Origin of the sequence: Sphingomonas sp. MS122 (assembly GCF_049532975.1) — a bacterium.
Taxonomy (GTDB): domain Bacteria; phylum Pseudomonadota; class Alphaproteobacteria; order Sphingomonadales; family Sphingomonadaceae; genus Sphingomonas.
Genome location: NZ_CP186695.1, coordinates 3,624,930 through 3,649,790, shown reverse-complemented (window position 1 = coordinate 3,649,790; position 24,861 = coordinate 3,624,930). Strand labels below are relative to the sequence as shown.

Here is a 24,861-nt window from a genome sequence, read left to right as displayed (position 1 = left end):
TTACGACGCCCGTGCGGGAAGCCAGTTGCCGTGCAGGCCGAAGCGCATCCGCACCGGAATGCGCACGCGGGCGATCGGGCCTTTGGCGATTTCGGTCGCATCGAACAGCAGCAGATCGCTGGCGCGCTCCTCGAGCCGGTTGCAGATCTGGATGATCCAGCCATCGCCTTCGGGCGCGTCGGGGCTGCGCGGGATGAAGCAGGGCTCCTGCAAGCTGGAGACCGGGCCGCACCACCAGCTTTGTTCGGTGCCGGCCTGGTGGTCGATCATCCCCAGCGTGTTCATCACCGCGCCGCCCGCGCTGCCGCCCTTGAGCTCGACCGGCTTGGTGGGGTCGATCGCCAGCAGCCAGCCGTAGCGGTAAGGCAGACCTTGGTAGCGATCGTCGATGCGGGGGAATTCGCCGGCCATGTTCGTCAGCCGCGTCTGGCTTTCGAATGTGTCCGAGTTCGACGCCATGTCGACCGTCCAGCGCGTGAGGAAGCTCGCCGATTCAGCCGGATTGAAGGGGGCGCCGTGCACGTCGGGGAAGAAGGGGAACATGTTGTTCTTCGCCACCGGCGTGTCGAAATGGAGGCGGTCACCCTCTTGGAAGGCGTTCATGACATGGCTGGCAAAGCAATTGCCGGTGGTGAACCAGCGGATGTCCTGCGCTGTCGCGCCCTCGCGCCGGGGTAGTACGCCCAGATGGACGGGCAGGGTGGTGTCGAACCCGAAATGCGGTTTACCCTCCGCCATCCGTTCCCAGCTGCCGGTGATCGGCACGACATGGAACAGCGCATAATCGGGCGTGACCGCGAAATCATGCATCATGCAGTAATAGGGGTTCTCGAACCATATCTCGCGTTTGAGCGTGCCGTCGGGCGCGACCTCGTAATAGGTCATGTCGCGCGTGCAGATGCCTTTGGAGGCATAGCCGAAGCCGATCATGTCGCCGGTCGCGGGATCGACCTTGGGATGCGCGGTGAAAGTCTCGCCCGTCATCCGCCCGCCGAAATCGGTATAGCCGATTGTCTCCAGCGTCGCGGGGTCCATCACCAGCGCAGGGCTGTCCTCCTTGAGCGCATAGAGCCGGCCACCGTGCAGGAAGACGTTGGTGTTGGCGGTGCCGCGGATCGTGCCCTTGGCCGCGGGCTCGTCCGTCAGAGGATTGCGATAGGCGCCAAACAGCGAACGGCCCGCCGCATGCTCGATCTTCCATTTGTCGGTTCGCGCCCAGCGCTGGCGAAAATGGACCCGGCCATCCTCGAAGGTGAACATCGCGATCATCCCGTCGCCGTTGAATGGGATGTCGTTGCCGTGCAGCGGCGGGAATTGCGGGTCGGGCTGAACGCGATAGAAGGCGCCGCGGATCTCGGGCGGGATCGCCCCCTCCACCGCCAGGTCGAACGCGTCGGCCTCGACCCGCGAGGGCGTGTTGAAGCCGGTGAACGCCGGCGTGTCCGGGAAACTGCTCATGCGACCCTCTCTCCAACGCCCCGCTCCCACCCGCAAATGCGCGATCGGAGGTGCTGCTTCAGATAGTCTAGTATGAATTGATAAATCAACTAGAGTGAGTCGCATGGACACTGTTCGCGATATCACCATCGCGCTGCTGCGCAGCCTGGGCATGACCCGGATCTTCGGCAATCCGGGATCGACAGAACTGCCGATGTTCCGCGATTTTCCCGCCGATTTCGAATATATATTGGGCCTTCAGGAAGCCACGGTGCTGGCGATGGCCGATGGCTATGCGCAGGCGACGCGCAATGCGGCACTCGTCAGTCTGCATAGCTCGGCGGGAGTTGGGCACGCGCTGGGGAATCTGTTCACCGCCTATAAGAATCAGGCGCCGCTGGTCGTCATCGCGGGGCAGCAGGCGCGCTCGATCCTGCCGTTCGAACCCTTCCTCCATGCCGATCGGCCGACCGAGTTTCCGCGCCCCTTCGTCAAATGGGCCTGCGAGCCGGCGCGCGCGGCGGATGTGCCGCAGGCGATCGCGCGCGCCTATCGCATCGCCATGACACCGCCGTTCGGGCCTTGCTTCGTATCCGTGCCCGTCGACGATTGGGACCGGCCGGGAGAACCGGTGGCGCCGCGCGTGCTCGCGACGCGCAATCCGGGCGACCGCACGGCGCTCGATCAACTGGCAGGACAGCTTCGTGCCGCGAAGCGCCCCGCGCTGGTGCTCGGCGCGGGGGTGGCGCGCGATCAGGGATGGGAGGCGGCGGTCGTGCTTGCCGAAGTGCAGCGCGCGAGCGTCTATGTTGCGCCCTTCGCTTCCCGCAATGTCTTTCCGGAGCGGCATCCCCTGTTCGGCGGGTTTCTCAAAGCGAGCCGGAGCGACATCGTCTCGCAGCTCGCCCATCATGATCTGGTTGTCATCGTCGGCGGGCCACTGAATCTCTACCATACCGAGACGGGCGGGCCGCATCTGCCGCCGGGCACGTCCTCGTGGATCATCGACGACAATCCCGCCGTGTTGAGCTGGGCGCCCTCGGGCAATGCGATCCTCGCCGACAGCCGGATGGCGCTGACCCATCTCGCCGGCGCCGGGTGTGATGTCCGGCGGCCGATGCCTGACATGCCGAAACGATCGCCGCCGCCCCGAGCGATGAGCGACCGGTTGGCGATGGCGCGGATCGCGGCGCTGCGGCCCGCGGGGACGATCGTCGTCGAAGAGGCGCCGTCGAGCCGAAGCGCGATGCAGGAACTGTTGCCGATGCTCGTCCCCGACAGCTTTTACACGACCGCCAGCGGCGGGCTCGGCTATGCGTTGCCCGCCGCCGCTGGCATCGCACTGGCGCGCCGTGGCGAGCGGGTGATCGCGCTGCTGGGCGACGGATCCGCGATGTACTCGATCCAGGCCCTGTTCAGCGCTGCCCGTGCCGCGGTACCACTGAGCGTGCTCGTCATCGTCAACCGGCGCTATGAGGCGCTCGAGCAGTTCGGACGCCATTTCGGGCTGAGCGAGGTGGAGGGCACGGACCTGTCGGGGCTCGATTTCTGCGCGATCGCGCGGGGCCATGGCGTGGCGGCACGCCGCGCGGAAACGCCCGACGAGCTCGATGCGATGCTCGCATGGTCGTTCGGTGAAGCCGGACCCACGCTGGTGGAAATCATCGTTCCCTGACGGCGGAGATCGAAGCGGATGCCGGATCTATCGGTCGCAGTGGTCGGGGCAGGGGCAATGGGCTGCTTGTTCGCCGCGCGCATGGCGGAGGCGGGTGCGACGGTTGTCGTGATCGATGTCGATCAAGGCCGGCTCGATGCGATCCGCGGGCAGGGGATCGTGCTGACCGATGATGGCGGGACGCGGGCCGTCCCCGTCCGCGCCGCGCTGGCGGACGAGGTTGCCGGCCCCATCGACCTTATCGTCCTGTTCACGAAGGGAATGCACAGCGCGATGGCGATCGCCTCGATCGCGCATCTGCGGCGCTGGAATCCGGTCGCGCTGACCTTGCAGAACGGCATTGGCAATGCCGAGCTTCTTGCCGCGACCTTCGGTGCCGATCGCGTGCTGATGGGGACGGCGCTGATTCCGGCAGATCTCACTGCCGCATCCACGGTGGAGACGCACGGCTTTGCCAGCCTGCAGCTCGGTGCATTTGACGGCGCGGGGGCAGAGACAGTGGAACGCATGGGCGACTTGCTCGCGCGTTCGGGGTTCGAGGTCCACCGGCACGCGGACATCCGTGTCGCGGTGTGGGAGAAAGTGGCGTTCAATGCCGCGCTGAACGCCGCTGGAATGATCTGCGTGGTACCTAATGCCGGGCTGGACAATCCGGCCGGCCGCCGGATTGCGGCGGCTGTCGTCGACGAAACGGCGGCAGTCGCGGCGGCGAAGGGCCTGACGATCGATCGCGACGGCATCCTGGCGCATATCGATGCGGCACTGCGCGAGCATGGCGCCCACAAGGCGTCGATGCTTCAGGATCGCGAGGCGGGACGGCCGAGCGAGATCGAGACGATCAACGGCGCGATCGCCGCCGAAGGAAGGCGGGCGGGCATCGCGACCCCGGTGTGCGACACGCTCGCCGATCTCGTCCGGATCATCGAGGCATCCGGGGCGACGAAGCGGGATACGGATTAAAGATCGAACAAGTGCGGCGCGCTCTCGACCAGGCGGCGAGACACCTTGCCCAGCGCGGTGTTTAGCGCGACTCGTTCCTCCTCGGACAGATCGGTCAGCCATTGCTCGTAGAATTTTCCGCGTTCGCCGCGGATCGCGGCATGGACGGCCTTGCCCTCTTCCGTGAGCGAAACCAGGCTGCTCTTGCGGTTTCGCGGATTGGCCTCGCGCCGCACGAAGCCGCGTTGCTCGAGCGATCCGATCGCGCGGCTTACCTCGGCGCGGTCCGAATAGGCGACGCTCGCCACCTCGGCAGCGCTGCACTTGCCGATCATCTCGACATGAGTCAGCACACGCCATTCGGCGAGCGAGAGCTGCGCCGTGTCCCGAACATGCTGCGCGGTCGCCCGGTCCATCATCTTGCCGAGCAACAGGATCCGATAGGGAATGTGGGAGGGGCCGAATTCGAAGGGGGACCTGCTGGAAGCAGCTCCAGTCGCCTGGGTCCGGTTCTTGGTCTTCTGCATCGCAATTTCGTAGCCGCCGAAATCGATATTGTCTTCCCTTTCAGTGCCTAGTGGCATGAAATAATGTTGACAAATCAACTAATCTCCCTCCATCATGTATCTATGAGTGGACAACATCCTTTCGCCCCCGGGCTCGAATACGCCTTCACCATCTCGATCACGCTGTCGAAACCCTATTGGATCAAGCCGGGTGCGCGCGGAGATACCCGAGCGGCGATCTATGCCGCGCAGGGCGTGGTCGAGGGGCCGCGGCTCAACGGAACCGTGGTGCCGATGTCGGGCGGCGACTTCCCCTTGTCGCGCCCCAATGGCGTGATCGATTTCGATGCGCGCTATCTGCTCGAAGCCGATGATGGCGCGATCATCTATCTCGAAAATCGTGGTTTTCGCTGGGCACGCAGTCCGGAGATCGCCGAGAAGATGCGCCGCAACGAACCTGTCGCGTTCGACGATTATTATATGCGCGTCACGCCCCGGTTCGACGCACCGGCGGGGCCGCACGCATGGATGTCGCAGCACGTCTTCGTGGGGGTGGCGGAAAAGATTCCGAACGCCAACCGGATTCATTATTTCGTCGTGCTGTGAAGGGGGCGGGATGCGTTTCCAGCCGTCGATGCGCGCGGGGCGCGATCCATTCAGTCACCCGCTCAAGCCGCCCCCGCCGCCGGATCCCGCGCGCCGCGAGGAGCGCGGCCTGACGATCGAGTATAATCGCCGCATTCCGCTCCGCGACGGGGTGGAGATCCTGTGCGATCTCTATCGTCCGCAGCATGCCGCCACGGACATCCCGATCCTGCTCGCCTGGGGTCCCTACGGCAAACATGCGCGCAGCAATCGTGTGTTCTGGCCGCGATCGGGTGTCGATCCGGAATGGCTTTCGGATCTGACCGCGTTCGAGGCGCCCGATCCGGTCTGGTGGGGCGCGCAGGGCTATGCGGTCGCGGTGGCCGATCCGCGCGGCGCCTGGCTGTCGGGCGGCGACTTCCATCACAACGGCATCCAGGAGGCGGAGGATTGCGCCGACGCGATCGAATGGCTGGGGCGGCTGCCTTGGTCCAATGGCCGGATCGGGATGACGGGCGTGTCCTATCTGGCGGGCATCCAGTATCTGGTCGCGCCGCTGCGTCCCGGTGCGCTCGCCGCGCTCAACCCATGGGAGGCGTTTTCCGACTGGTACCGCGAATTCGCCTATCATGGTGGGATCCTTGAAACCAATTTCCTGCCGCGCGCATGCGACAATATCCGATGGTCGCTGGGCCGCACCGAGGACAGCTGGGCGAACATCGGCGCTCATCCGCTGATGGACGAATATTGGGAGTCGAAGGCACTCGATCTGGAGGCGATCCGCCAACCCGCTTATGTCGTGGCGAGCTGGTCCGATCAGGGCCTGCACCTGCGCGGCACGATCGAGGCGTGGCGGCGGATCGGCTCGCCCGAAAAATGGCTCGAGATCCACGGTCAAAAGAAATGGGCGCATTACTACGAGCCCCAGAGTCGCGCACGGCAGCTCGCCTTCTTCGATCATTATCTGCGCGACCGCCCGACGTCGCTGCCCGCCTGGCCCAAGGTACGGATGGAGGTGCGCGAGCGCCATAGCGTGGCCGAGGAGCGCGCGGAGCGCGAATGGCCGCTTGCGCGCACGCAATATCGCCGCTTGGCGCTCGACGCCGCCGGCAGAACGCTGGGCGAGGCGGCACCGGCGGCGGGCGAGCTGCGCTATCCGGCGCGCGACGGCCATGCGGCGTTCGACCATCATTTTGCCCAAGATACGGAGATCACCGGCCATGCCAGTCTGAAGCTCTGGGTCGAGGCGGAGGGCAGTGACGATATCGACCTGTTCGTCGCGCTGCAGAAGCTGGACCGGGCGGGGGAGACGGTCGGCTTCACCTTCTACGCGTTCTACGAGGACGGTCCGGTCGCGCTGGGATGGCAGCGCGTCAGCCACCGCGCGCTGGATCCGGCCCGCTCGCGGCCCGAGATGCCAGTCCATCCGCACACGCACGAGGAGCGGCTGGCGCCAGGCGAATGCGTGCCGGTGGAGATCGAAATCTGGCCGTTTTCGGCGCGGTTCGCCGCGGGCGAGACATTGCGTCTGATCGTCGCCGGATCCGACATCTATCGCCCGGAGCCGGGGATTATGCTGCCCTTTCCGCTTCATGAGCAGACGCGCAACGCGGGCACCCACATCATCCGCACCGGCGGTGGGTTCGATTCGTCGATCCTGCTGCCCTTTATCCCGTCAAAGGATCGCACCGCATGAGCCCCGCCGACTGCAAGCTGGAGCATGCCTTCGACATCGAGGTGCTGTTCGGCGCCGATCGCCACATCTTCGGCCCGCTGCCGGGCGGCGGCGGCCAAGGCTATACCCCGGCGATCGGCGGCACGATCCGCGGGCCACGGCTCACCGGTCGCGTCGTTCCCAACAGCGGCGCCGACTATGCGCTGGTGCGCGAGGACGGCACGATCGAGCTGAGCGCGCACTACATGCTCGAGGCCGAGGACGGCACCGGCATCTACATCCACAATCGCGGTTATCTGGTCCGCGCCGCGGCGGGCAGCGGCCAGCCCTCCTATTTCCGGCTCACGCCTTATTTCCGCGTACCCGCGGGGCCGCACGACTGGCTGTCGCGCACGGTGATCGTCGGCGGCGGCGAGCGGCGGACCGATCCCGACCGGTCGCTGTTCCGCTATTATGCGTTGATGTGAGCGCGCGACGCCGCGCGGGACTCGTAGCGGCCCGCCATCCGTCCGCGCGATTTTGAGGCGGCGCGGCGGCGGTCTTGCGTTATCGTTCCGCGAATGAGGCAGATTGAATCCAAAGTGCCGCGCGGCGCGGCCGACCGGCTCGCCTATCTCCTCAAGCTCGTCGCGGCGGGACCGCCGCAGTTCACGCTCGGCGAATTGGCCGTCTCCGCCGGCTTGCCAGCCAGCTCGGTCCACCGCCTGCTTCAGGCGTTGCTGCGCTCGGGCCTGGTCGAGCGCGGACACGGCCAGAGTTACCGCCCGGGACGCGAACTGCATCGGCTCGCGTCGCAGCTCGTCGCCGGGTTCGATCTGGTCCGCTGTGCCCGGCCGTTGCTGGAGGAACTCGTCGAGCAGTGGCAGGAGACTGCGGTTCTCTGCACCTATAGCCCGGTGATGCACGCCGCGGTCATCGCCGACGTGGTAATGACGCCGCACCCGCTGCGCTTCGCGGTCGAGCGGGGGGGCGAAATCCAGCTCCCCTGGGGATCGCTCGGCCACGCGATTCTCGCCTTCCTGCCGCAAGGTGACGCCGAAGCGATCATGCGCCAGGCGACGGTCGGGCCGTTGAGCGGCCGGCCGCGCTCCTCGCGCAAGGAACTCGAAATGGAGCTGCGGCAGATCCGGGATCGCGGCTATGCGCGCTATTTCGATCCGCGCTACGATATCGCCGGGATCGCGGGGCCCGTTTTCGGCGCCTTTGGCGATATCGTCGGATGTCTGGGCGTCACCATGCCGTCGAGGCGGTACCAGCTACATCTCGAAGACGATCTGGCGACCGCGGTCCGCCAGTCCGCGGTCGCGCTGAGCGAAATGGCCGCGATCTCACATAGTTGATCCCACGGCATTCCGATTACCTTTCCCCCTGCGTGATCAGGGGTTTTCCGTATTTCGGAATTGAGCTTTCGGGAGCTGGAATCGCCTTGACAGTTGATTATTCAACATGGTTCACTCCTGCTCAAGACGCCGGAAAAGCGCGTCGGCACATGGAGGGGACGGAAGATGGCACTTCGACTCAATCGGTTCAGTGCGACCGCATCGGTCATTGCGCTCGCCGGCGCCTTATCCGTGGGCGCGCCCGCCGCCGCGCAGGACAACGGCGCCCAGGCAGGCGGCGCGAGCCAGGCGGAAGCCGAGGAAGAAGTGGTCGTCACTGCGCAGTTCCGCGAACAGCGGCTGCAGGACGCGCCGCTCGCGATCACCGCGGTGACGGGCGACATGCTCGAGGCGCGCGGCCAGACCAGCGTCGTCGATATCGGCAATCAGGCCCCGAACGTCACGCTGCGCCAGGCGCCCGCCACCTATGGTCCCGCCGTCGTCGCCTATATCCGCGGCGTCGGCCAGCGCGACACCAGCTTCGCGCTCGAGCCGGGCGTCGGGCTGTATATCGACGATGTCTACCTGCCGACGATGCACGGATCGATGCTCGACCTGATCGACGTCGATCGCGTCGAGATCCTGCGCGGCCCACAGGGCACGCTTGCCGGCCAGAATTCGATCGGCGGCGCGATCAAGCTCTATTCCAAGAAGCCGGACGGCAGCGGCGGCGGCTATCTCCAGGCCACCTATGGCAGCTACAATCGTGTGGAAGTCCGCGGCGCGGCGAATTTCACGATCGTGCCCGATCAGCTGTTCGCGCGCGTGTCGGGAACCGCAGTGCACAAGGACGGCTATGTCACGCGGTACGATTATGCCTGCAGCCATCCGGGCACCGCGATCCCGTCGTCGCTGACCAACAACAAGGGCTGCAAGCTCGGCACCGAAGGCGGCAAGGACTATGTCGCGGGGCGGCTGGCGCTGCGCTATCAGCCCAGCGACGCCGTGACGCTCGATGTCTCCGCCGACATCACCCAGGACGAGAGCGAGGCCGGCCCGACCACGCTGCTCTATGTCGGCCAGAACGCAAATCCCGGCGCGATGAACACCGGATCGGCGACGACCGGGCCCTCGGCTCCCGCCTATGTGATGAACGGCGTGCGCTATGGCACGGCGACCGGATCGCCGTTCATCAGCTACTCGCCCTATGGCGATTTCGCGCAGGATACGTTCAAGCGCAGCCCCTATATCAGCTATGAGAACTATCTGGAGCTGGCGCCGCGCGACGGATCCGGGCCATGGGCCGCGCCGATCAAGTCGGCGATCGATTCCTGGGGCGTTTCAGCCAATCTGACGGTCGACCTGTCGCCGGATTTCAGCGTCACCTCGATCACCGCCTATCGCAAGTTCAACGGCATCTACGCCTCGGCCGATGGATCGCCGTTCACGCCGACGCTGCAGGCGAACCGGATCTTCAACCGCCAGTTCAGCCAGGAGCTGCGGCTGAACGGCCGGGTCGGGCCGTCGTTCAACTTTACCGTGGGCGGCTATTATCTGCACAAACGCAGCGAGAATATCTCACGCGTCACGCTGCCGACGCTCAACTTCGTTGAGGACAATGAGATCCCGGCGACGACCAAGGCGGTATTCGCCAACGCCGATTGGGAAGTGCTCGCCGGGCTGCATCTGGTCGGCGGCGTGCGCTACACGGATCTCAAGAAAAGTTTCATTTACGGCCGAAAGGGCATTCCCGGATCGAGCTCGGGTGGGGCGACGCCACCGTCGATCGCCTCGATCGACGGGTTGGTCGGCACCTTTGCCGGGGATCGCGTCGATTGGCGCGGCGTGATCCAGTATCGCTGGTCGGATCAGTTGATGACCTATGCTCAGGTCTCGACCGGGTTCAAGGGCGGCGGTGTCAATCCGCGCGTCTTCTTCCCGGCTCAGGCGCTGCCGTTCGGGCCGGAAAAACTGACTGCTTATGAAGCCGGCTTCAAGAGCGACTTGATCGACCGCAAGCTGCGGCTGAACGTCAGTGGCTTCATCAACAAATATGACGATATCCTGGTCTCGGTCACCAGCTGCCCGCTGCCGGGCGTGCCGGCCACGCCTTGCGCGCTGCCGCTCAACGCCGGCAAGGCGGATGTGCGGGGCGCGGAGGCGGAGCTGGCACTGCGCCCGGCAAGGGGCTTCATGATCGATGCCTCGCTCGCCTATCTCGATTTCAAATATACCTCAGTCTCCGCCGTGGCGGCGACTTCGGGAATCGGGCCGGAGGACAAGGGGCAATATATCTCGCCCTGGCAGTGGAGCATCGGCGCGCAATATGAGCATGAGTTCGCGAACGGCGCCACGCTGACTCCGCGGATCGACGTCAATCACCAGGATAGTTTCAACCGCAACGCCAACAACGTCGATGCGGTGACCGGCGGAAAGGACATTTTCGGCGAGGTGAAGGGGCGCACCCTGGTTAATGCCCGGCTGACGTTCCGCATGCCGGGCGACGATTGGGAATTTGCGCTCGAAGGCCGCAACCTGACCGACGAGCTCTATTACTCCGATGTTTTCGACAATCGCGGATCGACCAACTCGATCCAGGGATCGGTGGGCGAACCGCGCACCTTCGCGGTGACGGTGAAGCGCCGGTTCTAAGGCTGTCCGTAGCCGGGACGGCAGCCGTCGTCCCGGCAAGCGTAAAGTATGGGTACGAGGAAACATCGATATGGCCAGTCGTTCAAACATGGTTGCCGGCCAGGTCGCGGCGGGCGAACCGATCGTCGCCGGCTTGCCGATGCCCGAGTTCAAGCGGATCAGCGTGGAGCCGATCTCAGGGGCATGCGGCTGCGAGATCAGCGGGGTCGATCTACGCGAGCCGCTCGACGCCGAAATGCTCGACGAGATCATGAAGGCGTTCGAACATTTCCTGGTGATCGTGTTCCGCGACCAGGATCTGACGCCCGAGCAGCACAAGGCCTTCTCACGCCATTTCGGCGAGATCACCGAATTGCCGCAGGCGCCGATCTACGACGGCCACCGCGACATGCAGGAGGTGCGCCGCGAGGCGCATGAGCCCGAGAATGTCGTACCGTCCTTCGAGCATTTCCACACCGACAGCCCATTCCTGCTCCAGCCGCCGAAATGTATCGTGATGCGCGCGTTGGAGGTGCCGCAATGGGGCGGGGATACGGCATTCTCGAATGCCTATCTCGTCTATGAGCATATGTCCGATGGCTTGAAGACGCTGCTCGACGGATTGCAGGTCGTCTACTCGGGCAAGGATATCTGGTCGAAGAACGAGAAGCTTGCCCCCGAAAAGCGGCTGCGGCTGCGTGAGACGCATGGCTTCACCGAGGATCAGTTGGAAAGCATCCATCCGGCGGTGCGCGTCCATCCGGTGACCGGGCGCAAGGCGCTGTTCGCGACGACGGCCTATTTCAAGCGCTTCGTCGGCTGGAGCGAGGAGGAGAGTCGCGCGCTGCTCGCTTATCTGCAGAGCTTGGCCCAGCACCTTCACTATCATTGCCGGATCAAGTGGCGGAAGGACACGCTGATCGTCTGGGATAACCGCTTCACGCTTCATCGCGGCGTGCACGACTTCAAATATGAGCGCCGGCACCTGATCCGCACGACCGTGGTGGGCGAACGTCCGCTGGGTCCGGGGGATGCTGCGAGATCATGAAGGTTGGTGCAGCGATTGCCGAGATCCTGGCGCGCGAGGGCGTTGATGTGATCTTCGGATATCCCCGCAACGCGGTGCTGGAACAGGCTGCGGCGCGGGGTATCCGCACGGTAATTGTCCGCCAGGAACGGACCGGCCTCCATATGGCCGACGCGCTGTCGCGGCTGACGCGCGGCAAGCGGATGGGCGTGTTCGCGATGCAGCACGGACCGGGCACCGAAAACGCCTATGGCGGGGTCGCCCAGGCTTATTCGGAAAGCGTGCCGGTCCTGGTGCTGCCACAGGGTTACGCGCGGCGGCTGGCGCACGTGCCGGACAATTACAACGCCTGCATCTCGATGCGCGACATCACCAAGACCGCCGAGCCGATCCTGGGCGCAGAGGATACGCCCGATATCCTGCGCCGGGCGTTCACGGCGCTGCGCAACGGGCGGCTGCGCCCGGCACTGGTGGAGATGCCATGGGACGTGCTGGAGGAGGAGGTTCCCGAGCCGCTCGATTACGCGCCGGTGATCTCGACCCGCTCCGCGCCCGATCCCGCAGCGGTGGCCCGGGTGGCCGACCGGCTGGTCGCGGCCAAGCGGCTGGTGATCCATGCGGGGCAGGGGGTGCATTGGGCCGAAGCCTATGCCGAGCTGCGCGCGCTGGCCGAGTTGTTGGCGGCGCCGGTTTCGACCACGCTGGAAGGCAAGAGTGCGTTCGACGAGACGCATCCGCTGGCGCTTGGTTCGGGCGGGGCGGCCGTTCCCGGCCAGCTGCGCCATTTCGTCGACCGTGCGGACCTGATCCTCGGCATCGGTTGCAGCTTTTCCCGGACGGCGTTCGGCGTATCGATGCCGGTGGGCGCGCGGATCGTACATGCGACGCTCGATCCCGCGGATCTCAACAAGGGGGTGCCATGCATTGACGCGCTGATCGGCGACGCGAAGCTGACGCTGGCGATGCTGATCGACGCGTGCCGCGCCCGGCTGGATGCGCCGCGCGATCCTGGTCCGGCGGCGCGCGAGATCGCCGAGGTCGAGGCGGCATGGCTGGCGCAATGGCGCCCGCTGCTCGAAAGCGAAGATGCGCCGCTCAGTCCCTATCGCGTGCTGTGGGACCTGCAGCGCACGGTGGACGTTGCCAACACGATCATTACCCATGACGCCGGCTCGCCGCGCGACCAGCTGACGCCCTATTGGAAGTCGATCGCGCCGCTCAGCTATATCGGCTGGGGCAAGACCACCCAGCTTGGCTACGGGCTGGGGCTGGCGATGGGAGCAAAGATCGCCTGTCCCGACAAATTGTGCATCAATGTGTGGGGTGACGCCGCGATCGGTTTTACCGGCATGGATTTCGAGACCGCGGTGCGCGAGCGATTGCCGATCCTGTCGATTCTGCTCAACAATTCGGCGATGGCGATCGAATTGCCGATCATGCCGGTCGCCACCGAGCGCTTTCGCGCCACCGACATCTCGGGCGATTATGCCGCGTTCGCGCGCGCCCTGGGCGGCCATGGCGAACGCATCACCGCACCCGACCAGATCGTTCCGGCGATCCTGCGGGGAATCGCGGCAACGGAGGCGGGGCAACCAGCGCTGCTCGAGTTCATTACCACCCAGGAAACCCGGGCGTCGCGGCTGTGAACAGGGCGCCGAACGAAGCTCGCGCGCTCTGGCCCTGGCCGGCGACATGGACACTGTTCGTCCTGACGCTGGTGTCGATCTTCAACTATCTCGATCGCTCGTTGCTGGGCCTCGCCCTGCCAGCGATCAAGGCTGAACTGGGGTCGTCGGATACCGTGCTGGGGTTGGTCTCCGGTCTTGCCTTCATCCTGTTCTACTCGCTGCTCGGGATCCCGATTGCTTGGCTGGCCGATCGCAAGAACCGGCGGAACATCATCGCGGCAGGGCTTATGTTCTGGAGCCTGATGACCGCCTGCACCGGGGCGGTCGTCAACATCTGGCAACTGGCGGTCGTTCGCCTCCTGATGGGGGCGGGCGAGGCGTGCGCCATGGCGCCGTCCAATTCGATCATCGCCGATCGTTTCCCGCCCGAGCGGCGACCGTTGGCGCTGGCGATCTTCGGCACCGCCGCGCCGCTGTCCTACATCCTGTTCTTCCCGATCGCTGGATGGGTCGCGCAGCATCATGGCTGGCGCGCGATGTTCGTCGTCATGGGGTTGCCCGGCTGCCTGCTGGCGTTGTTGATGATGTTCACCATGCGCGAGCCCGAGCGCACCTCGCCGCCGCCCAAGCGGCTGCCGATCGCGCGTTCGCTGTTCGGCGACCTCGCCGCGCTGTTCGTCAACCGCTGCTTCGCCTGGATCTTCGCCGGAGTCACATTGATGGGCGCGAACATCTGGGCGGCCGGAGCATGGACGCCGACCTTCTTCGTGCGCGTCCACGGCCTGAATATCGCCGAGGTTGCCAATATCATCGGGCCGACGCGCGGCATCATCGGCCTGGTCGGCATCCTGCTGGGCGGACTGCTGATCGACCGGCTTCCCAAGCGGCGCGTCTTCTGGCGAGTCGGCATTCCCGCGGTCGCCTGCCTGCTGGCGGGACCGGCGGAGGCGCTGTTCCTGCTCGGCAACTCGCAGCTCGCATGGGTCGGCGGCTTCGCGCTCACCAGCTTCTTCACCCTCATCCACCAAGCGCCGATCTTCGCGGCGGTGGTGAACGTGGTCGGCGAGCGACGCCGCGCGCTGGGGATATCGGTGATATTGCTCGGCGCCAGCCTGATCGGCAATGTCGTGGGGCCAGGCGCAGTCGGACTGCTCAACGATCTGCTCGCCAGCCAACTGGGTGATCGCGCGATTCGCTATTCGATGCTGATCATCGCGGTGACGCCGGTGCTGGCGGCCTTATGCTTCTGGCGCGCCGCGGCGCTCTACGCCGGGGCGATGGAAGCGCAGCAGGACGCGGTGGCGAGCGGAAGCGGCGCATGACGATCGACTTGGCCGGGCTGATCGACGACCGGCCGGAAGAAGGCATTTTCCGCGTCAACCGTGCGATCTTTCGTGAGCCCGACATTTTCGACCTCGAGATTCGCCACATCTTCGAAGGCGGCTGGGTGTTCCTGGGTCTGGCGTCGCAGGCACCCGCGCCGCATGATTTCTTCACGACCGAGGCGGGACGCGTCCCCATCCTGATCATGCGCGACGGCGAAGGCCAGTTGCGTGCCTTCGTCAATTCGTGCCCGCACAAGGGCGCGCAGATTGCCCAGATGCGCGCCGGCAACGCACGAATGCATGTCTGCCCCTATCACAGCTGGAGCTTCGACAGCGCGGGCAGGAACAGGGGAATCAAATGGCAGCGCGCCGGCTGCTATGCCGAAGCCTTCGACCGGAGCGACCACGGCCTCGCGCGGCTGCCGCACTTCGAGGAATATCGCGGCTTCCTGTTCGGCAGCCTCGCCGCCGATGTGCCCACGCTCGCCCAGCATCTGGGCGGAGTCGCGCGCTTCCTCGATTTCGTCGTCGGTCAGCCCGAGGCGGGGGTGGAGCTCGTGCCGGGCGCGGTAGCCTTCACTTATGACGCGAACTGGAAGCTGCAGCTCGAAAACTGCTCGGACGCCTATCACTTCACTTCAGCGCATCCCTCCTACATCCGGATCATGGAGCGGCGGCAGAAGGGCGAAGGGGCCGTCGCCGTGCGGTCGATCTGGGAACAGTCGCAGGCGTGGAGCGAGAGTGCCGAAGGCGTGCAGGGGGGCAGCTACAGCTTCGAGCACGGACATGTGCTCAACTGGGGCCGGATCGGCGTCGCGGATTCGCATCCGCTGTATGAAAGCGCCGAGGCAATCGCCGCTCGGCACGGCGAGGCGGGCCGCGACTGGGTCTTCAACATGCGCAACCTGACGATCTTTCCCAATCTGCAGATCGCGGAGAATGCGTCGAGCCAGTTGCGCGTGATCCAGCCGCTCGCGCCCGGGCGCACCTTGATGCGCACTTGGTGCCTCGCACCCAAGGGTGAAAGCGCTGGCGCCCGGCGTCAGCGCATCCGGCAATATGAGGATTTCTTCAATCCATCCGGCATGGCGACTCCCGACGATACGGTGGCCTATGAAAGCTGCCAGCGCGGTCATGCCGGGCGGGTCGATCCTTGGCTGCAAGGCTATGCGCGCGGCATGACTGCGAGCCGCGAGGGCGGCAACTTGCTGTCGGACGCGATCGGTGCTTCGCCGATCCGGAGCGTGCTGGCGGATTCGCAGCTGTGCGACGAGACGCTCTACCATAATTATTATCGTGAATGGGCGCGGCGCATGGCTCTCGCAATGGAAGTCGGGCCCGCATGACCGCGACGCTCACTCGTGCCGAGGCCGAGGATCTGCTCTACCGCGAGGCGGCACTGCTCGACGAAGGCGGTTGGGACGAATGGCTCGCGCTCTATACCGAGGATGCGGTGTTCTGGATGCCCGCGTGGCGCGATGAGGAGGCGCCCGCCTCCGATCCGGACACCGAACTCTCGCTGATCTATTATGACGGGCGCTCCGGCCTGGAGGACCGCGTGTTCCGCGCGCGATCGGGTCAGTCGGTCGCATCGCGCCCGCGTCCGCGCTGCATGCACGCGATCGGCAATGTCCGGCTGATCGATTGTGCCGGCGGCATCGCCGAAATCGCCTCGAGCTTCACCGTCTTCCTGTACGACCTGCGCGCCGGCCGTACCCATCACTTCTTCGGCCGTTATCGCCACACGCTGCGCCACGAAGCGGGCGCTTGGCGGATCTCGCGCAAGCACATCCTGCTGCTCAACGACACGATCCCGACCGTCGTGGATTTCTATTCGATCTGAAGCGCGGGATTTCCGCGCTCACTCGTGGATACGCGTCAGCAGCGCGATCAATTGCTTGATCTCGCGCTTGTTGAAGCGGCTTTTGAGCCATGCCTCATGCTCGAGGATTGCCTTGCGCGCCTCCACCAACGCGATCTTGCCAAGCGGACGCAGGGTCAGCGTCTGCCGCCGCCGGTCGCCGGTCGATTTGCCGCGCTCGAGAAAATCGCGTGCCTGCAGGCGATTGACGATCGCCATCGTCGTCGCGCGGTCCATTTGCAGGCGCTGTGCGAGGTCGGTCTGCGCCATCCCCGGGTGGTCGTCGAGGAGCCAGAGCACCGATACCTGTTTCTGGGTCAGGCCGAGATGCTCGAAGGTTTCCATGAAGTGGCGATAGACGGCGCCATGGGCCAGTCGGATATGAAACCCGAGAATGTCCCCAATCGCGCCGATGCCGCCGTCGTCCTCGATCGCTTCGGCCTGTTCGGTCAAATGCAACTCCCTGTCGCTCCGGTGACATTTGCGTCCTGCGCGATTGCGACTGCGCAGTCCAGAGCGGGCGTATCGCGCTAGGCGGCGCTGCGCACAAGCGAGGCCCGAGCACCGGCGAGGCCGCCACGCAGCGCCCCTGGCTTCGAAACGCGGACCTCCACCCGTTGCACCCGGGGACAGGCGATGCATCGTTCGGCCAGCCGCATCGCATAGGTTTCGATCAATGCGGTCCTGCCGCGTGCGAGCGCGTGCGCATCGTCGGCAACGTGCTGATAGTCGATGGTTTCCTCCAGCGCATCGCATGCCGGCGCATCGATGTTCAGGATGATGTCCACGACCAGCGGCTGCGGGCGACCATGCTCGTGCGCATAAACGCCGATATCCGCCGTGACCTGCAGGTCCGAAATGGTGACCTCGATCGCCAGGCCGCTGGCCCTCGCCGCGCGGATGGCTTGGCCGGGGAATGGACGATCAGACGCCATGACGTTCCGCCGCGCGCACGGTGTTGGCCAGCAGACACGCGATCGTCATCGGACCGACGCCGCCAGGGACCGGCGTGATTGCCGCGGCATGCCCCATCCCCTCTCGAACCACGTCGCCGACGATGCGGGCCTTGCCGTCGATGCCGCGGACCCGGTTGATGCCGACGTCGATCACCACCGCTCCCGGCTTGACCCAATCGGGTTGTACGAGGCCCGGGCTCCCGGCGGCAGCCACCAATATGTCCGCTGTCCGCACGATCTCTGGCAGGGCGCGTGTCCGGATGTGGGTGATCGTCACGGTACACTCGCGATCGAGCAGCAGTAGCGCCACCGGCTTGCCGACGATGTTCGACTTGCCGATCACGACGGCTTTCAGCCCGCGAAAGTCCTCGATCACGGTTTCCAGCAGACGCATGCAGCCGAGCGGCGTACACGGGACCAGTCCGCCGGTGCCGGTCGACAGGCGTCCGACGTTGACAGGGTGGAAGCCATCGACGTCCTTTCGGGGATCGATCGCATCGAGCACGCGCGCCGAGTCGATCTGCGGCGGGAGCGGCAGCTGGACGAGGATGCCATGGACCGCATCGTCCGCATTGCAGGCCGCGATCAGCCCGAGCAGCATTTCCTGATCGGTATCGGCGGGCAGGCGATGCTCGAACGAGCGGACCCCGGCCTTGCCTGCCTGCCTCACCTTGCGATCGACATAAATGCGGCTTGCCGGATCCTCGCCGACCAGGATCACCGCGAGGCCGGGAACGATCCCGTGCTGCGACGAGAGTTGGGCGACTCGCGCTGCGGTTTCCTGCGTCATCCGCTCGGCCAGCGCCGTGCCGTCGATCAGCGCCGCCACGGCGTCAGCTCGTGAAGACGACGGTCTTGCTGCCGTTCAGCAGCACGCGGTCCTCGAGCTGGTAGCCGACCGCGCGCGCGAGCACCCGGCGTTCGATGTCGCGGCCCTTGCGTACCAGATCCTCGGGCGTGTCGGCATGCGACACCGCCTCGACGTCCTGGACGATGATCGGGCCCTCATCGAGGTCGGCGGTGACGTAGTGAGCCGTCGCGCCGATCATCTTCACGCCTCGCGCATGCGCCTGGTGGTAGGGCTTGGCGCCCTTGAACCCCGGCAGGAAGCTGTGGTGGATGTTGATGCAGCGGCCGGCCAGGAATGCGGAAAGATCGTCCGACAGGATCTGCATGTAGCGCGCCAGCACCACCAGTTCGGCGCCCGTCGCCGCCACCAGCGCCTTGATCTGCGCTTCCTGTTGCGGCTTGGTCTCCCTGGTGATCGGCAGGTGATGGAAGGGAATGTCGCCGATCAGCGAGACGTTGAGCGCCTCTCGCGGATGATTGGACACAATTCCCGCCACATCCATCCGCAGCTCGCCGATGCGAGTTCGGTACAGCAGGTCGCCCAGGCAATGATCCATGCGCGAGACGAGCAGTAGGGTGCGCGTGCGACGGTCACGCGCGCGCAGTTTCCAGTCCATTTCGAAGCGGGCTGCGGTCTCGGCGATACCGTCGTGAAGGGCCGCATAGGCGTTCGCCGGGCAATCGAAGAGGATGCGCATGAAGAAGCGCCCGGTTTCGACATCGTCGAATTGCTGTGCCTCGAGGATGTTCGCGCCGCCTCCGAAAAGCTGCCCCGAGATCGTTGCGACCAGGCCCGGCCGGTCGGTGCACGACAGCGTCAGGACATGCGCAATCCGAGTCATTCGATCTCTCCCTGTCTCGCGGACGTACCGCGCAATTTGTATGTATTGCATACCAATATCGCGCGAGATAGAAAGGGGCAAGCGCGATACGCGCGGCGGCTTAACCCTGTGAGAAAATCGAGAGAGGAATCGCTAGATGACGGCAACCAACCTGGAGCAGCTACTCAACGCGGCGGGCAATCCCGTCGATATGCTGCGCAATTCGCAGATCGGCGCCTATGTCTATCCCGTCGTCGCGCCGGAGTTTCACAATTGGCGTTCGGAGCAATGGGCCTGGCAGCACTCCGCCGTGCTGTTCGACCAGTCGCACCACATGGTCGACTTGTTCATCAGCGGCCCCGATGCGCTCAAGCTGATCAGCGACACCGCGATCAATTCGATGAAGGGCTTCGCGGTCAATAAGGCGAAGCAATATGTTCCGACGACGCCCTATGGCCACGTGATCGGCGATGGCATCCTGTTCTGGCTGGCCGAGCAGGAGTTCGTCTATGTCGGCCGCGCGCCGGCCGCCAACTGGCTGACGTTCCATGCCGAGACCGGCGGCTATGACGTCCAGATCGTCAAGGACGACCGCAGCCCGTCGCGCCCGATGGGCAAGCCGGTCAAGCGCGTCAACTGGCGTTTCCAGATCCAGGGCCCGCGCGCCTGGGAGATCATCGAGAAGCTCCATGGCGGTCCGCTCGAGCAGCTCAAGTTCTTCAACATGAGCGAGATGAACATCGCCGGCCGCAAGGTCCGCACGCTGCGCCACGGCATGTCGGGTGCGCCGGGCCTGGAGATCTGGGGCCCCTATGAGGAGCAGGAGGAGATCCGTGCCGCGATCCTGGCGGCGGGCGCGGAATTCGGCATCGTGCCGTGCGGTAGCCGCGCCTATCCCTCGAACACGCTGGAGAGCGGCTGGATCCCGTCGCCGCTTCCCGCGATCTACACCGGCGACAAGCTGAAGGCGTATCGCGAATGGCTGGGCGCCGACAGCTATGAAGCGACCGGCGCGATCGGCGGCAGCTTCGTGTCCGGCAATGTCGAGGACTATTACCTGACGCCTTATGAGCTCGGCTATGGCCCGTTCGTCAAGTTCGACCATGATTTCCATGGCCGCGAGGCGCTGGAAGCGCTCGACAAGGACAGCCAGCGCCGCAAAGTGACGCTCGCCTGGAATGGCGACGACATGGCCAAGATCTTCGCGTCGCTGTTCGACCCCGATGGCGATCAGTACAAGTTCTTCGACTTGCCGCTCGCGAACTATGCCTCGTCCAGCTATGACAAGGTAGTCGATGCCACCGGCGCAACGGTCGGGCTGTCGATGTTCACCGGCTACAGCTACAACGAGAAGACGGCGCTCAGCCTCGCGACGATCGATCCGGAAATCCCGGTCGGGACCGAGCTCCGCGTCGTCTGGGGCGAACCCGATGGCGGCACGCGCAAGACCACGGTGGAGCCGCACAAGCAGATCGAGGTGCGCGCGGTGGTCAGCCCCGTCCCCTATTCGCGCGTGGCGCGCGAGACCTATCATCAGGGCTGGCGCACCGCCAGGGTGGAGGCCTGATCGGAAGGAGGGCACGCCGCAGATGGCGTGCCCTCCCTGCTCAAGTCCGGCGCGCGCCGGCGATCCACTCGGCCGTCTTCTCGAGCCCGCCGAACGGGTAGAAGTGAAGCCGGACGTCTCCATGGACTACCGGCTCCAGCCGCTCGCCCAGTTCCTCGATCAGCGGACCCGGTCCGGCGCTGCCCAGCAATTGGGTGAGCGACAGCCCGTATTTCGCCATCACCTTCGCCGACACGCCGACGCCGCAGCGCGCGGCGAAGCGCATCAGCGCCTTGATGCTCGCAGGTCCCGCCACCCCGACGCGCACCGGCACGGCGGTGCGTGTGCGCAGCGTGGCCAACCAGTCCAGCACCGGATCGGCGTCGAAGCCGAACTGGGTCGCGATCCAACTGCCTTGACCAGCCGCCTCCAGCGCCTCCAGCTTGTCGAACAGCGCCCGCTCGAGCGCCGCTCGGGCGATGTCGGGGTGTCCCTCGGGATAGCCGGCAATGCCGACATGCCGGATACCGTGCCGTCCGAGCGCGCCCGAGCGGATCACCGAAAGCGCGTCGTCAAAGGGGCCCGCGGGCTGGGCGATATCGCCGGCGACGACGAATACCCGGTCGACCGAAGCCGTGCCGGTCAGCGCCGCCAGAAAGGAATCAAGTTCGCCGGCCGAATGCAGCCGTCGCGCGGAAATATGCGGAACCGGCGTAAACCCGGCATCGCGAACCCGGCGCGCCGCCAATACGCGGGAGTCGAAATCTTCGCCCGGCAGGAACGTGATCGAGATCGGCGTGCGATCCGGAACCCGCCCGCGGAGCGACCCGATCCTGTCATGGTCCTTTGCCGTGATTTCGATCGAGAGTCCGCGCAGCAGATCCGGCGCGCACTCCTGGCCCGCGGGCCGCACGTTCGCGTTGTTCTGCACGCCGCATCCCTCCATTGATTCTGTATGTAAGACATACATATTTCATGAGAGGGAGAACACAAGAATCTGTGGAATGCGTTTCATTGTAATTGTATGTAAGGCATTCGTTTTCGTTGCATCTGGAACCGTCGGGAATATTCTCGCCGGAGGAGGGCGGAGAGGCATGACCAAGGTGGAGCTGGTTGCCCGCGCGCTTGCCGCCAGCCGGACAGGGCGAACGGACGAGTGGAGCGAATGCTGTGCGGACGCGCTTCTCGTCCTCGCCGCATGCGACGCCAGCGCCACGCGCCCGCCGGACATCGCCTCGGATCACGCGGTCCAGCAGATCGCGAACGACCGCTGACCGTGGTAGAATTCCACGAAATGTCTAGCGGCGCGGCGAATGCGCAAACTGGAGATTCCAGGCAGGGCCGGCCTCGCGTGCACAGAGCATCGCGTCGACGATAACGAAGGAGAGCGGCGCACGGATTGACGGTGGGCGGCAAACATGCCTTCCGTCCAGCTTATGTCAAAGGAACAACATGGTCTCGGCGCGCTAGGCCCGCTCGTGGGATATCATCTACGCCGCGCCTCGGGCGCGTTCGCGGCGGATTTCGCGGCCGCGATGGAAGGCACGGAGATGCGCCAGGTGCTGATCGGCATACTCGCGGTGGTGTCGGGAAGCGCGGGTATCAATCAAGGCACCGTCGGGCGGATCCTTGGGATCAAGCGCGCGAACATGGTTTCTTTGATCAACGAACTGGTCGAGAGGGGGTTGATCACGCGCGACGTCGATCCCTCGGACCGCCGCGCTTTCGCGCTCAACATCACCGCGGCGGGAAGCGCGATGCTCGGCGAGTGTCTCTCGAGGATCGAGCGCCACGAACGGAACATGCTCGCAGGCTTCACGCAGCTCGAAAAGGCGACCCTTCTCGACCTGCTCGGCAGGATCGAGGGACGTGAGGCTCCGATCGCCTGAAGGCCGGCAGCTGCTTTGGCTCTCACGCGCGTGCCGGCGATCACGCCAAGCTTCGCCGCGTCCTCCTATCCAGCGAGGATTAGCGCATCGAGCGCCACCACGCCCTTGGGATAGACGACCACGGGATTGAGGTCGATCTCGCGGATCGACGGCGTGCCCGCGAGCACACGGCCGAGTCCGGCGATCAGCTTCGCCACCGCATCGACGTCGAGCGCGGGCGAGCCGCGATAGCCGTCGAGCAGCGCGCCCTGCTTGAGCCGGCGCAACTCGGCGGCGATCGCGTCATGTGTCAGGTCGATGGGCAGCAGGCGCACGTCGTGGAGCAGTTCGGCGGTCACGCCGCCGAATCCGGCCAGGATCACCGGACCCCAGTCGGGATCGCTGCGCGCGCCGACGATCAGCTCGACCCCGCGCTTGCCCATCGCCTCGACCAGCACGCCGTCGAGCGCGATCGATGCGTCATAGGCGGCGACATTGCCGTAGAGCTTGTCCCAGGCGGTACCGAGTGCGGCGTCATCGCCGATGTTGAGCAGCACCCCGCCTGCTTCGCTCTTGTGGCTGAGCGCCGCCGCCTGCGCCTTGATCGCCACGGGATAGCCGATGCGGGCAGCGATTGCCTTGGCCTCGTCAAGGCTCGCCGCGAACCCGCCGGCAGGGAAGGGGATTCCCGCCGCACCGAGCAGCGCCTTGGCGCGATATTCCGGGAGCACGCCCGATGGCGGGTCCAGTGCGAGTGGCGCGCCGCCGGCTCGGCTGAAATCGCGCTCGGCGAGGCGCTGCAGATGTCCTAGCGCGCGGAAGGCGCGGTCGGGCGAAGGGAAATAGGGAACGCCGATCGCGCGCAACGCCTCGACATATTCGGGCGGCACCGGCGCGCCTTCGTCCAACCCGGCAAAGATGACCGGCTTTTCGGGCTTCAGCGCAGTCACCGCTTCGATGATCGCGGGGAACTTGCGCTCGGACGTCGCCACGTCGGTCTGGATGATCCCGAACACGAGCGCCGCGAAATTGTCGTCCGCCAGCAGCGGCGTCATCGCGCGGCGATAGAGATCAGGATCGACCAGCGGTTGCGCCGTCAGGTCCATCGGGTTGGAAACCGGGATGAAATCGGGGATCGCCTTCCGCATCGCGTCCGCCGTCGCTCCCGCCATCGCGGGAAGGGCGAGGCCGATCTGCTCGGCAAGATCAAGGGTGAGCGCCTTGAACGCGCCGGATTCGGTGAGCACCGCGGTGCCACCCTTGCGCACCGTCGTGGCGCGCACGGTGAGTTCGAGCACGTCGCCCAAGGCTTCGAGGCTGTCGACCAGCACGACGCCGGCACGCTCGACCTTGGCTTTCATCAGCTGCCAGTCGCCGGCCATCGCGCCGGTATGGGTCGCGGCGGATTCGCGTGCGGCGCTGGATGTGCCGGGATGGAGCAGGACAATATACTTGCCCGCTGCGCGTGCCCGTTCGGCGAGCGCGAGGAAGCGTGCGGGCTTGCGGAACTGCTCGACGATCATGCCGATCGCCGGCGTGGCGGGGTCGGCGATCAGATGCTCGACATAGTCCTCGACGCCGGATGCGGCCTCGTTGCCGGTCGAGACCGAAACGCTGATGCCCAACCCCTTGCCCATCAGCGTCGTGCCCAGCACCACCGCCATCGCGCCTGATTGGCTGACGATGCCAACCGCCGGCTTGCCGGCGAGATTGAGCACGGGCGCCTCGACGAAAGTCAGCGGGACGCCTGCGGCGTGATTGACCATGCCGAGGCAATTGGGTCCCTCGACAATCATGCCATGTTCGGCGGCGATGCGTGCGACCTCAGCCTGCGCTGCGAGGCCCTCCTCACCGCCTTCGGCGAAACCCGCGGCGAAGATGATCGCCGCGCCCACGCCGCGGGCGGCGAGCGCCTGCACCGCGGGCAGCACCGCCGGACCGGGGATCGCCAGCACTGCCGCGTCCACGCCTTGCGGCAGTTCCTCGATCGACTTCAGGCACTTGCGTCCGTCGATCTCGTCGCGCTTGGGGTTGATGAGGTGGATCTCGCCCGCATAGTCGTGCCGTTCGAGGTTGCGCAGTACCGAATTGCCGAGCGCGCCTGGCGTGGGGGAGGCGCCGACGATCGCGACCGAGCGCGGGATAAGCAGGCGGGAAAGGTCGGGCATGAGGTGTCGATCCGCTTATGTGCATCGCAATCCTCCCCGGTATGG

At 65.6% G+C, this 24,861-nt stretch carries 23 protein-coding genes; 15 read left to right on the top strand and 8 right to left on the bottom strand.

Annotation, left to right across the window (positions count from 1 at the left end; genetic code table 11):
- Nucleotides 1-1,458, bottom strand: coding sequence for a carotenoid oxygenase family protein (locus ACO227_RS17515; protein WP_423603573.1), 1,458 nt, complete (start codon nucleotides 1,456-1,458; stop codon nucleotides 1-3).
- Between the two features lie 103 nt (nucleotides 1,459-1,561).
- On the opposite strand from ACO227_RS17515, the gene mdlC reads away from it, so the two are divergent.
- Together mdlC and ACO227_RS17505 are read left to right on the top strand one after the other, a co-directional pair.
- Nucleotides 1,562-3,112 (top strand): benzoylformate decarboxylase, encoded by a 1,551-nt coding sequence (gene mdlC / locus ACO227_RS17510; RefSeq protein ID WP_423603571.1) that lies wholly within the window; start codon nucleotides 1,562-1,564, stop codon nucleotides 3,110-3,112.
- An 18-nt stretch (nucleotides 3,113-3,130) separates the two neighbouring features.
- Nucleotides 3,131-4,072, top strand: a complete 942-nt coding sequence (locus ACO227_RS17505; protein WP_423603569.1) for a ketopantoate reductase family protein — start codon at nucleotides 3,131-3,133, stop codon at nucleotides 4,070-4,072.
- Here the strand turns inward: ACO227_RS17505 and ACO227_RS17500 are convergent.
- Nucleotides 4,069-4,635 (bottom strand): MarR family winged helix-turn-helix transcriptional regulator, encoded by a 567-nt coding sequence (locus ACO227_RS17500; protein ID WP_423603567.1) that lies wholly within the window; start codon nucleotides 4,633-4,635, stop codon nucleotides 4,069-4,071. The two genes, ACO227_RS17505 and ACO227_RS17500, sit on opposite strands and share 4 nt — an antisense overlap.
- Nucleotides 4,636-4,680: 45 nt before the next feature.
- On the opposite strand from ACO227_RS17500, the gene ACO227_RS17495 reads away from it, so the two are divergent.
- The 10 genes from ACO227_RS17495 to ACO227_RS17450 all read left to right on the top strand — a co-directional run bounded on the left by ACO227_RS17495 (nucleotide 4,681) and on the right by ACO227_RS17450 (nucleotide 16,590).
- Nucleotides 4,681-5,163 (top strand): DUF3237 family protein, encoded by a 483-nt coding sequence (locus tag ACO227_RS17495; protein WP_423603565.1) that lies wholly within the window; start codon nucleotides 4,681-4,683, stop codon nucleotides 5,161-5,163.
- A 10-nt stretch (nucleotides 5,164-5,173) separates the two neighbouring features.
- On the top strand, nucleotides 5,174-6,838 hold the full coding sequence (locus tag ACO227_RS17490) for a CocE/NonD family hydrolase (protein ID WP_423603563.1): 1,665 nt from the start codon (nucleotides 5,174-5,176) through the stop codon (nucleotides 6,836-6,838).
- Nucleotides 6,835-7,284, top strand: coding sequence for a DUF3237 domain-containing protein (locus tag ACO227_RS17485; RefSeq protein ID WP_423603561.1), 450 nt, complete (start codon nucleotides 6,835-6,837; stop codon nucleotides 7,282-7,284). Before ACO227_RS17490 ends, ACO227_RS17485 begins: the two co-directional genes overlap by 4 nt.
- 114 nt (nucleotides 7,285-7,398) lie before the next feature.
- On the top strand, nucleotides 7,399-8,157 hold the full coding sequence (locus ACO227_RS17480; protein WP_423603559.1) for an IclR family transcriptional regulator: 759 nt from the start codon (nucleotides 7,399-7,401) through the stop codon (nucleotides 8,155-8,157).
- A gap of 165 nt (nucleotides 8,158-8,322) precedes the next feature.
- Nucleotides 8,323-10,788, top strand: a complete 2,466-nt coding sequence (locus ACO227_RS17475) for a TonB-dependent receptor (RefSeq protein ID WP_423603557.1) — start codon at nucleotides 8,323-8,325, stop codon at nucleotides 10,786-10,788.
- Between the two features lie 70 nt (nucleotides 10,789-10,858).
- Nucleotides 10,859-11,815: a TauD/TfdA dioxygenase family protein gene (locus tag ACO227_RS17470; RefSeq protein ID WP_423603555.1), complete on the top strand. Its 957-nt coding sequence runs from the start codon at nucleotides 10,859-10,861 to the stop codon at nucleotides 11,813-11,815.
- On the top strand, nucleotides 11,812-13,440 hold the full coding sequence (locus ACO227_RS17465) for a thiamine pyrophosphate-requiring protein (protein ID WP_423603553.1): 1,629 nt from the start codon (nucleotides 11,812-11,814) through the stop codon (nucleotides 13,438-13,440). Before ACO227_RS17470 ends, ACO227_RS17465 begins: the two co-directional genes overlap by 4 nt.
- On the top strand, nucleotides 13,437-14,744 hold the full coding sequence (locus ACO227_RS17460) for a spinster family MFS transporter (protein ID WP_423603551.1): 1,308 nt from the start codon (nucleotides 13,437-13,439) through the stop codon (nucleotides 14,742-14,744). The genes ACO227_RS17465 and ACO227_RS17460 overlap by 4 nt, the downstream gene beginning before the upstream one ends.
- Complete coding sequence (locus tag ACO227_RS17455; protein ID WP_423603549.1) at nucleotides 14,741-16,093, top strand: aromatic ring-hydroxylating oxygenase subunit alpha; 1,353 nt, start codon at nucleotides 14,741-14,743, stop codon at nucleotides 16,091-16,093. Before ACO227_RS17460 ends, ACO227_RS17455 begins: the two co-directional genes overlap by 4 nt.
- Entirely contained in the window at nucleotides 16,090-16,590 is a 501-nt protein-coding gene (locus ACO227_RS17450) for an aromatic-ring-hydroxylating dioxygenase subunit beta (RefSeq protein ID WP_423603547.1), read from the top strand. The genes ACO227_RS17455 and ACO227_RS17450 overlap by 4 nt, the downstream gene beginning before the upstream one ends.
- An 18-nt stretch (nucleotides 16,591-16,608) precedes the next feature.
- On the opposite strand, the gene ACO227_RS17445 is transcribed toward ACO227_RS17450, so the two are convergent.
- The 4 genes from ACO227_RS17445 to purU form a co-directional block, all read right to left on the bottom strand.
- Nucleotides 16,609-17,061 carry a MarR family winged helix-turn-helix transcriptional regulator gene (locus ACO227_RS17445; protein WP_423603545.1) on the bottom strand — a complete coding sequence of 151 codons (453 nt, stop codon included), beginning with the start codon at nucleotides 17,059-17,061 and terminating at the stop codon, nucleotides 16,609-16,611.
- A 77-nt stretch (nucleotides 17,062-17,138) separates the two neighbouring features.
- On the bottom strand, nucleotides 17,139-17,543 hold the full coding sequence (gene folB / locus ACO227_RS17440; RefSeq protein WP_423603543.1) for a dihydroneopterin aldolase: 405 nt from the start codon (nucleotides 17,541-17,543) through the stop codon (nucleotides 17,139-17,141).
- Nucleotides 17,533-18,393, bottom strand: coding sequence for a bifunctional 5,10-methylenetetrahydrofolate dehydrogenase/5,10-methenyltetrahydrofolate cyclohydrolase (locus ACO227_RS17435; protein ID WP_423603541.1), 861 nt, complete (start codon nucleotides 18,391-18,393; stop codon nucleotides 17,533-17,535). The genes folB and ACO227_RS17435 overlap by 11 nt, the downstream gene beginning before the upstream one ends.
- A 4-nt stretch (nucleotides 18,394-18,397) precedes the next feature.
- Nucleotides 18,398-19,255, bottom strand: a complete 858-nt coding sequence (gene purU, locus ACO227_RS17430; protein ID WP_423603539.1) for a formyltetrahydrofolate deformylase — start codon at nucleotides 19,253-19,255, stop codon at nucleotides 18,398-18,400.
- Nucleotides 19,256-19,391: 136 nt separating this feature from the next.
- Here purU and ligM point away from each other — a divergent pair, with 136 nt between their 5' ends.
- Complete coding sequence (gene ligM, locus ACO227_RS17425; RefSeq protein ID WP_423603537.1) at nucleotides 19,392-20,801, top strand: vanillate/3-O-methylgallate O-demethylase; 1,410 nt, start codon at nucleotides 19,392-19,394, stop codon at nucleotides 20,799-20,801.
- Nucleotides 20,802-20,841: 40 nt separating this feature from the next.
- Here the strand turns inward: ligM and ACO227_RS17420 are convergent, their stop codons facing one another.
- On the bottom strand, nucleotides 20,842-21,711 hold the full coding sequence (locus ACO227_RS17420; RefSeq protein ID WP_423603535.1) for a methylenetetrahydrofolate reductase: 870 nt from the start codon (nucleotides 21,709-21,711) through the stop codon (nucleotides 20,842-20,844).
- A 163-nt stretch (nucleotides 21,712-21,874) separates the two neighbouring features.
- On the opposite strand from ACO227_RS17420, the gene ACO227_RS17415 reads away from it, so the two are divergent.
- Together ACO227_RS17415 and ACO227_RS17410 are read left to right on the top strand one after the other, a co-directional pair.
- Nucleotides 21,875-22,054, top strand: coding sequence for a hypothetical protein (locus tag ACO227_RS17415; RefSeq protein ID WP_423603533.1), 180 nt, complete (start codon nucleotides 21,875-21,877; stop codon nucleotides 22,052-22,054).
- A gap of 144 nt (nucleotides 22,055-22,198) precedes the next feature.
- Nucleotides 22,199-22,669: a MarR family winged helix-turn-helix transcriptional regulator gene (locus ACO227_RS17410; protein ID WP_423603531.1), complete on the top strand. Its 471-nt coding sequence runs from the start codon at nucleotides 22,199-22,201 to the stop codon at nucleotides 22,667-22,669.
- 65 nt (nucleotides 22,670-22,734) lie between these two features.
- Here ACO227_RS17410 and ACO227_RS17405 read toward each other — a convergent pair whose 3' ends face one another.
- Nucleotides 22,735-24,816 carry an acetate--CoA ligase family protein gene (locus ACO227_RS17405; RefSeq protein WP_423603529.1) on the bottom strand — a complete coding sequence of 694 codons (2,082 nt, stop codon included), beginning with the start codon at nucleotides 24,814-24,816 and terminating at the stop codon, nucleotides 22,735-22,737.
- Nucleotides 24,817-24,861: the final 45 nt, after the last annotated feature.